Below are 8,209 nucleotides of genomic sequence, written 5' to 3' on the forward strand. Positions count from 1 at the left end.
GCCCGGTTACATTTCGAACCCGGAAGCTAAGCCTTTCAGCGCCGATGGTACTGCAGGGGGGACCCTGTGGGAGAGTAGGACGCCGCCGAACAATTTTTCCGGGGAAGCCCCGCACCGTATGGTGCGGGGCTTTTCCGCGTTTGCGGTGTGAAAGAAGGAGCGACCTGTGGCCAGGGGGATGGGCTGCTGGGATGCTGGAGCGATGGGGTATCTGATCAGGCCGGTGAAGGCGGACGAGTGGAAGCGGCTCAGGGAGCTCCGGCTGGCGGCCCTCGCCGATCCGGTCGCGCGCATCGCCTTCAACGAGCCGTTCGACAAGGTCGCGGCGTACCCGGACGAGGTGTGGCAGCGGCGAGCGGGCCGGAGCGACGAGGACCGGGACCCGCTGACGTTCATCGGTGAGGGCCCGGACGGCGGTTGGGGCGGCATGGTCGTCGTACTCGTCGAGAAGGAAGGCGCGGACGAGCTGGGCGGCGAGGAGCCGTGGGCCCACATCGTCGGCGTCTACGTACGTCCGGAACACCGTGGCACCGGGCTGGCCCGCGAACTGTTCGCGGCGGCGGTCGAGTGGGCGTGGAGCCGCTCCGAGCCGGCGGTGGAGCGCGTACGGCTCTGGGTGCACGAGGAGAACGAGCGGGCGCTGGCGCTCTACCGGTCACTCGGCTTCGTGGAGACCGGCCGGACGATGGCCGACCCGAAGGACGGCACCGCCGTCGAACACGAGATGGCGCTGGAGCGCGCGTAACCGGCCCGAAGCCGCACCGGTCAGCCCGGCAGGGCGTGGTGCGGCCAGCGGGCGCGGGCCTGTTCCTGGGAGCGCAGCGTGACCAGCGTCAACAGCCCCTGCTCGCGCCCGGTTTCAAGGAGGCCGGGCAGCGCCGGGAACGGTGCGAGCGCCGCAATGTCATGCAGGACGAGGGTGAGTGGTGGGTCGAGCCGACCGGCGGATGACCGTTCGGCCATGCGGCGGCCGCGCTCGACCACGTTGGAGAGGAGCGCGATGAGCAGCGGCATCGCGCCCGGAGTGGTCCGCGGATCCTCGATGGATTCCCCTGCCACGTAGAGCGTTCCCCCTTCGTCGATGAAAGATTCGAGAAGAAGGGCATCGGATCGCGCCGGATTGCAGGCGTCCCGGATATGGATCGAGGAGAGGCACGCCAGCGTGCGGGACACCAACTCCTGCGCTATCTCCCGGCGTTCCGCATGTGCGGTCAGTACGGACTCCAGCTCGCCCGCCTGGCCCGGCGACGCCTTCCGGTTCGTACGCAGGACACGTACCGGCTCGTGCGCGGCGCCGCTGGTGTGCGCCCAGCGGTGCAGCTGGCGGAAGGGCCGCCCGTCCACCGCGGCGGCATGCAGCCAGCAGCGCAGCAGGGTCGTCGCGGCATCGGCCACCGCCGAGTCGAGGACGCTGGAGGGCCGTACGGGGGTGAGCAGCGCGGCCGCGCGGGCGGCGGCGACGCCGATGTCCTCGCAGCCGGACGTCGGGGACCAGCGCAGCCGGGCCGGGGTGTCCAGCAGATGCTGCGGGTCGTAGGTCAGCAGCGGGCCCAGCTTGGCGCGGGCGTCCTTGGTGTCGGCCCAGAGCGCCGGGTCGGTGGTGGCCACGACGAGAGGGCCCTCGGCCGCGGTGATGGCGGCCGAGGCGAGTGCGCCGGCTTCGCGGCGGTCGGTGCCGTAGTGGACGAGCGGGGCGGACGCGGGGACCGGCCCGGGAGCGCCGAGAGCGGTGGCCAAAGGTGCGGGGGCAGGAGCAGGAGCAGGGGCAGGCGCAGGCGCGAGGGTGAGTGGGGGTGCTGGAGCGACGGAAGGAGCCGGTGGCGCCGGCGCGGGGACCGGGGCAGCTGGTGCCGCCGCTGAGGTGCCTGAATTCGCCGCGGGGGCGTCCGGAACGGTTGAGGAGGGCTCCGGAACGGGTATGGGCGTCGCCGATGCTGCCTGGGCCGATGCAGCCGGAGCCGGTGCTGCCGGGGTCGATGCTGCCGGGGCCGCGGTGATCGCCTCGGCTGTCTCAGGGCCGCTCGCAGGCGTCCCCCCACCCGGCGCGTTGCTCTCGGCACCTGCCCGCCGGTTGGCCCGTACCACCCGGTAGCGGGCGATCGTCCCCATGGCGAAGACCGTCAGGACGACCAGGGTCAGCAGCTCGCTGATGAGGATGCCCCAGAACAGGCCGTACCCGGAGAGCTGCGCGGCGGGGGTGTCGGGCCAGGCGGCCGGGAGGTCGTGCGGGGCGGTTATGAGGCTGCGCAGGGCCAGCGGCGTACGGGTGAAGGTCACGCCGTCCGGCCAGGCGCCGTGTGTGAAGAGCCCGGCCAGGCCCGTCGCCGTCCAGGTCAGCACGGTCAGGCCGAGGAGGAAGGCGAGGACGCCGATCAGGAGGGAGTCGGGTACGCCCCGGCCCCGTCCGCCGCCCGGGTCCCCCACGCCTCCCGCACCGGCATGCCCCTGCCCCCGCCCGTTCCCGTATCCCCGCGTCACGCCACCGTCTCGCTCGACTCGTCCCGGAACTGCCGCTGCATCGCGATCGCCTCGGCCCGCTGTTCGGCGTCCGCGTCCGCCGCCCGCCCGATGGCGAGCGCTTCCTCCGTCATCGTGGCGGAGGTCTCGGTCATCGCCCGGTCGGTGTAGACCAGCGGCCGTTCCGCCTCGGTGATCAGGTGTTTGACGACCTGGACGTTGCCGTTGACGTCCCACACCGCGATGCCGGGCGTGAGCGTCGGGATGATCTCGACCGCCCAGCGGGGCAGGCCCAGGACGCCGCCGGTGGCCCGTGCCTCGTCGGTCTTCTGGGCGTAGATCGTACGGGTGGAGGCCATCTTCAGGATTGCCGCGGCCTCCTTCGCGGCGGCGCCGTCCACCACGTCACTGAGGTGGTGGACGACGGCGACGAAGGACAGGCCGAGGCGGCGGCCGAATTTCAGCAGCCGCTGGAAGAGCTGGGCCACGAATGGCGAGTTGATGATGTGCCAGGCCTCCTCGACCAGGAAGATCCGTTTCTTCCGGTCGGGCCGGATCCACGTGTGCTCCAGCCAGACGCCGACGATGGCCATCAGGATCGGCATCGCGATCGAGTTGCGGTCGATGTGCGACAGGTCGAAGACGATCAGCGGCGCGTCCAGGTCGATGCCGGCCGTGGTCGGGCCGTCGAACATGCCGCGCAGGTCACCGTCCACCAGGCGGTCGAGCACCAGCGCCACGTCCAGGCCCCAGGCCCGTACGTCGTCTATGTCGACGTTCATGGCCTCCGCCGACTCCTCCTCGGGGTGGCGGAGCTGTTCGACGATGTCCGTCAGTACCGGCTGGCGGTTGGTGATGGTCTCGTTGACGTACGCGTGCGCCACCTTGAGCGCGAAGCCGGAGCGCTCGTCCAGGCCGCGGCCCATGGCGACCTCGATGATCGTACGGAGCAGGGCCAGCTGCCCGGTCGTGGTGATCGACGGGTCGAGGGGGTTGAGGCGGATGCCGCCGTTGAGGGCGGCGGTGGGATCCAGGCGGATGGGGGTGATGCCGAGCTGCTGGGCGATCAGGTTCCACTCGCCGACCCCGTCCTCGCCCTGCGCGTCCAGCACGACCACCTGCCGGTCGCGGAACCGCAGCTGGCGCAGGACGTACGTCTTCTCCAGCGCCGACTTGCCGTTGCCGGACTCGCCGAGGACGAGCCAGTGCGGCGCCGGCAGCTGCTGGCCGTACAGCTGGAACGGGTCGTAGATATAGCCCTTGCCGCTGTAGACCTCGCGGCCGATGATCACGCCGGAGTCGCCCAGGCCGGGTGCCGCGGTCGGCAGGTAGACCGCCTGGGCCTGGCCGGTGGAGGTCCGTACCGGCAGCCGTGTCGTCTCCACCTTCCCGAACAGGAAGCTGGTGAACGCCTCGGTGAGTGCCGCGAGCGGATCGAGCATGGCCATGACGTACGCGCCTCCCAGCGGCTTAGCGGCGGATCCCGGTCGCGAACGGCAGCGTGTTGACAAAGGCGCGGTGGTGTTCCCGGTCGCACCACTCCAGTTTGAGGTAACTCTTGCCCGCCGAGGCGCGGATGGTGCGCTTGTCGCGGGCCAGCGCCTCCGGCGAGCGGGCGGAGACGGTGATGTAGCCGACCAGATTGACGCCCGCCGCGCCCGAGGCCAGGTCCTCGCCGCGCTGGTCGACGCGGCCGTGGTGGGCCACGTCGCGCGGGTCGACCACCCGGTTCATCTTGGCGGCCCGGCTGGCCTCCGCGTCGTCGTTGGTCTTCTCGGTCAGCATCCGCTCGATCGCGATCTCGGTGGGCTCCAGGTCCATGCAGACCGCCACCGTACGGATGACATCGGGCGTGTGCACAAGCAACGGAGCCAGGAAGTTGACGCCGACCGGGGTCAGCGGCCACTCCTTGACCCAGGCGGTGGCGTGGCACCACGGCGCGCGGGTGGTCGACTCGCGGGTCTTGGCCTGGAGGTACGTCGGTTCCATCGCGTCCAGCTCGGCCGGCCAGGCGTTGCGCTTGGTCATGGCCTGGATGTGGTCGATGGGGTGGTCCGGGTCGTACATGGAGTGCACCAGGGACGACAGCCTGCTCTGCCCGAGGGGCTGCCGTACGCGGATGTCGGCCTCGGCCAGCCGCGCGCAGATGTCGGTCAGCTCGCGCGCCATGACGACGGCCAGGCCCGCGTCCCGGTCCAGCTTGCGGCGGATCAGCCCGCCGTTGTGCAGCTGCGCGGCGCGCGCCATGGTCTGTGCCTCGGCGGCCAGTTCGCGGGTGTAGTGCATGCAGGCGACCAGGTAGGCGCGGTGCTGCTCGGAGGAGGTGGAGACCATGGACTGGAGCTGGTCGTAGGAGTCGCGGAGCCATTCCGGGGCCTGCGCGTCGCCGCGCTGGGCCACGTCCTTGGCGTGCGCGTCCGGGTCGGCGGGGAGCGTACGGGCCAGCATCTGCAGGCGGGTGACGAAGCCGTCCCCGTTGGCGACGTGCTTGAGCAGCGTGCCGAACCGCTCGACCAGCGCCTCCTGGTCCTCACTGTCGCGCAGGCCGACGCCCGGGCCCTCGATCTCGATGGCGGCGGTGACCGTACGGCGGTCGGCGTGCAGCAGCACGGCGATCTCGTCCGGGCCGAACGGCGCGGTCAGCCAGTTGATACGGCCGATGCCGGGCGGCGGGCCGATCTCCACCTCCCGGCCGTCCAGGCGGATGCCCGCCTCGGCGGCGCCGGAGCGGTAGGTGGTGCCGCGGCGGACCGTGCGCCGGTAGCTGCGGTTGATCTCGAACCACTTGTAGAAGGTACGGCCGCGGTACGGGAAGTAGACCGCGGCGATCGCCAGCAGCGGGAAACCGGTCAGGCTGGCGATCCGCAGCGACAGCACCGGCACCAGCAGGCCGCACAGCATGCCCAGGAACGCGCCCGCGATGATCAGCGCGATCTCGCCGGTCTCGCGGTTCTTGCCGACGATCGCGTTCGGCCGGGCGCGGCCGATCAGATACGTGCGGCGGGGCGTGAGCGGGTGCGACTGGGTCGTCAACGCCCGTCACCTCCTGGAGTCTTGCCAGTGCGGGCGGTGCTGGAGGAGCCCGTGCTCGAACCGGGGGACGGATGCGTACGGGATGCGGGGGCGGAGGGGGCCGGGGCGCGGCCGCCGCCCCCGGAGGAGCCGCTGTTACGGCTGCTGTGGGCGGCCACACCGCCGGACACCGCGTCCGCGGGCCGGGCCTGGCCGCCGCTCTGCTCCGGGCCGCCGCCCCCGCCGGACCTGCGGGAGCTGTGCGTCTTGATGCCCTGGGACACCAGTGCGGCGGGCGAGGAGATCACGGCGGCGGCCTGCGAACCCTCGGTGGCCTGCTTCTTGTTCGCGCGGGCGGAAGCCATCTCGTCGCCGAAGCCGGGGACGAAGCGGTAGATCACGGCGCTGGCGAAGATGGCCAGCAGGATGATCGCCAGGCCGGAGACCACGGCGGAGAAGGAGTTCGGGCCGTCACCGGAGGACAGGGCGCCGGCGATTCCCAGCACGATCACGATGACCGGTTTCACCATGATCACGGCGATCATGATGCCCGCCCAGCGGCGGACATGGCCCCACATGTTCTTGTCGACCAGGCCCGCGTAGACGACCGTGCCGAGCAGCGCGCCCACGTACAGCAGGGCGGCGCGGATCACCAGCTCCAGCCACAGCACGCCGGCCGCGAGCACGGACACCAGCGAGACCACGATCAGCATGATCGGGCCGCCGCCGATGTCGGTGTCCTTCTTCAGGGCCCCGGCGAACGCGCCGAAGAACGTGTCGGTCTGCGCGCCGGTGCCCTTCGCGATGATCTCGGTGATCCCGTCGGTGGCCGAGACGACGGTGTAGAGGATCAGCGGCGTGAACGCGGAAGCCAGCACGGTCAGCCACAGGAACCCGATCGCCTCGCTGATCGCCTCGGTCAGCCGCACGCCGCGTACGGCCCGCTTGGCGACGGCGAGCAGCCACAGCACGAGCGTCAGCACGGTCGAGGCGGCGAAGACGACGGCGTACTGCTTCAGGAACGCGGCGTTGGTGAAGTCGACCTGGGAGGTGGCCTTCACGGCGTCGGACAGCTTGTCGACGATCCACGCGGCGGCGTTGGCACAGCCCTTGGCGAGGGAGGTGAGGGGGTCGAGGGGGTTGTTGTCGGTGAGGCCGCCGGGGGATTTGGGGGCGGTGGCGCCGGACTTGTCGCCGTTCTGGCAGTACTCCCGGGCCATGCCGCGGATGAGGTCGCAGGGGTCGTCGCTCGGGGAAGGGCTCGCCGAGGGGCTTGCAGGCGCGCTGCCCGTAGGGGTGGGAGTAGGAGTGGGCGCCGCGAAGGCGCGGGACGCCACGAGCAGGACGGCAGTCTGCACACCCGTCACCAGCGCAGTGAGGGAGAGAGCACGACGGCGATGGTTAGCGGGCATACGTGAACCCTCCGAAGCCTTGCACAGCCTTGGACATCTCCTCGGCCGACGATGCGGCCTGGTCCCGGCCGACCGGAGCCGGACCGTCCTTCTGCGTGAAGCCGGTGATCTTCCAGTCGCCGTCGGTCCACTGCAGGTCGAAGGTGTTCGTGTACCAGCCCTCCGCGACCGGATTCTTGGAGGCTGCTCCGGCGATACCGAAGAGGGCCGAGTACCAGACCGAAACCTTGGCCGTGGCGCCCGAGAACTTCTCGACCTTGGTGCCGACCGGGTTGGCGCGGGAGACGAACATCGAGCCCTCCGGCGCCCGGCCGTCCGGCTTCAGCCCGATCCGGCCGAGGAACCCCGGATCGCCGTACGCCTTGTCGAGATCGCTCCCACGGGCCGCCGCCACGGCTGGCGCGTACACCGTCGTGACTATCTCGTGGCGCCGGTCCTTCGTGTACATGCCGTCACTGTTGAGGGCCACCGCATAATTAGCCGCCGCCGACTGCGCCCCCTGCTCCGTCTTCGCGAAGCCCGTCGCGATGCCGCCGTTCTTGCCCTCGACCGGCTTGGTGCCGGTCGGGGCGGTCGACCGGGCGTCGGCGTCCTTCGCGGTGCCGTCGGAGGAGTCCTGCTCGCCCCCGCCCCGGTTCGCGAACGCGATGGCCGCGATCAGGAGGACCACCACGCCGACGACCGTGATCAGGTTGCGGCTGGAGAAGCCTGTACGGGGACGGCGGCCCGAGCCGTACGCATCGCCGCCGCCGTCCGGGAGTCTGGTACGGGTCTGGCCGCCCGTGTCCCGGCCGCCGGGCTCGCCGCCGTACCCACCGCCATCGCTGAGACTCATCGCGCCTGTGCCCCCTCAACCGACATAGCCGTCACTGCCGTCGTTTTGCCACCCGTGTATGACCGTAGCCGCGCGGGCGGCGGCTCGGGCGCAGTGGTACGAGTACATCTCACCGTGACGGAACCTCAGCTGCTGGGCGGTAGAGGCGAATGGGGGACCTTGCGGCATTTGCGACCGCCCCGTACACCGCGTAACGCCGCTCCGTCCCCGCCAAGCCCTTGTGTCCCCGCCCGGAACGCGGCCCAATCGGCCCGTTGCTCGCCACGGTGGCGCAAAGCGGAACCGGGCGGGGCGGTGCGGGCGGACATCGGCATGTGCTCTCGGCGGTGCGGTGGGGCCGGTGGGGGTGGAGATGAGGGGGTGTCGGGCGTACAGGGTGCGGAGGGGCGTGCGGAGAGGTGCGGGGCCGCGCGGTACGGGGCCGGGAGCGTATGGGGGCGCGAGGCGGCCGGTGCGCGGCGTACGGGGGCGGTGGGCGGCGTGGGTGGGGGGG

Annotated in this window: 6 protein-coding genes and 1 rRNA gene; 2 read left to right on the top strand and 5 right to left on the bottom strand. The window is 71.3% G+C overall.

Annotated elements, in window-relative coordinates; genetic code table 11:
* Both rrf and IH45_RS0141645 read left to right on the top strand, forming a co-directional pair.
* A 5S ribosomal RNA gene (gene rrf / locus IH45_RS1000000145745) occupies positions 1-91 on the top strand; the annotation flags it as partial.
* Between the two features lie 111 nt (positions 92-202).
* Positions 203-745, top strand: coding sequence for a GNAT family N-acetyltransferase (locus IH45_RS0141645; protein WP_030681975.1), 543 nt, complete (start codon positions 203-205; stop codon positions 743-745).
* Between the two features lie 20 nt (positions 746-765).
* Here the strand turns inward: IH45_RS0141645 and IH45_RS0141650 are convergent, their stop codons facing one another.
* From IH45_RS0141650 to IH45_RS0141670, 5 genes are read right to left on the bottom strand one after another with little or no spacing between them, the layout of a single operon-like run.
* Positions 766-2,478, bottom strand: coding sequence for a type IV secretory system conjugative DNA transfer family protein (locus tag IH45_RS0141650; protein ID WP_078898040.1), 1,713 nt, complete (start codon positions 2,476-2,478; stop codon positions 766-768).
* Positions 2,475-3,899 (bottom strand): ATP-binding protein, encoded by a 1,425-nt coding sequence (locus IH45_RS0141655; protein ID WP_030681981.1) that lies wholly within the window; start codon positions 3,897-3,899, stop codon positions 2,475-2,477. The genes IH45_RS0141650 and IH45_RS0141655 overlap by 4 nt, the downstream gene beginning before the upstream one ends.
* Before the next feature lie 28 nt (positions 3,900-3,927).
* The gene (locus IH45_RS0141660) at positions 3,928-5,490 is read right to left on the bottom strand and encodes an SCO6880 family protein (RefSeq protein WP_030681984.1); all 1,563 of its coding nucleotides are present in this window, start codon (positions 5,488-5,490) and stop codon (positions 3,928-3,930) included.
* Entirely contained in the window at positions 5,487-6,881 is a 1,395-nt protein-coding gene (locus IH45_RS0141665; protein WP_030681987.1) for a hypothetical protein, read from the bottom strand. The genes IH45_RS0141660 and IH45_RS0141665 overlap by 4 nt, the downstream gene beginning before the upstream one ends.
* On the bottom strand, positions 6,871-7,716 hold the full coding sequence (locus tag IH45_RS0141670; protein ID WP_030681989.1) for a hypothetical protein: 846 nt from the start codon (positions 7,714-7,716) through the stop codon (positions 6,871-6,873). Before IH45_RS0141670 ends, IH45_RS0141665 begins: the two co-directional genes overlap by 11 nt.
* Positions 7,717-8,209: the final 493 nt, after the last annotated feature.

This window comes from Streptomyces rimosus subsp. rimosus, assembly GCF_000720725.1.
GTDB classification, from domain to species: domain Bacteria; phylum Actinomycetota; class Actinomycetes; order Streptomycetales; family Streptomycetaceae; genus Streptomyces; species Streptomyces rimosus_A.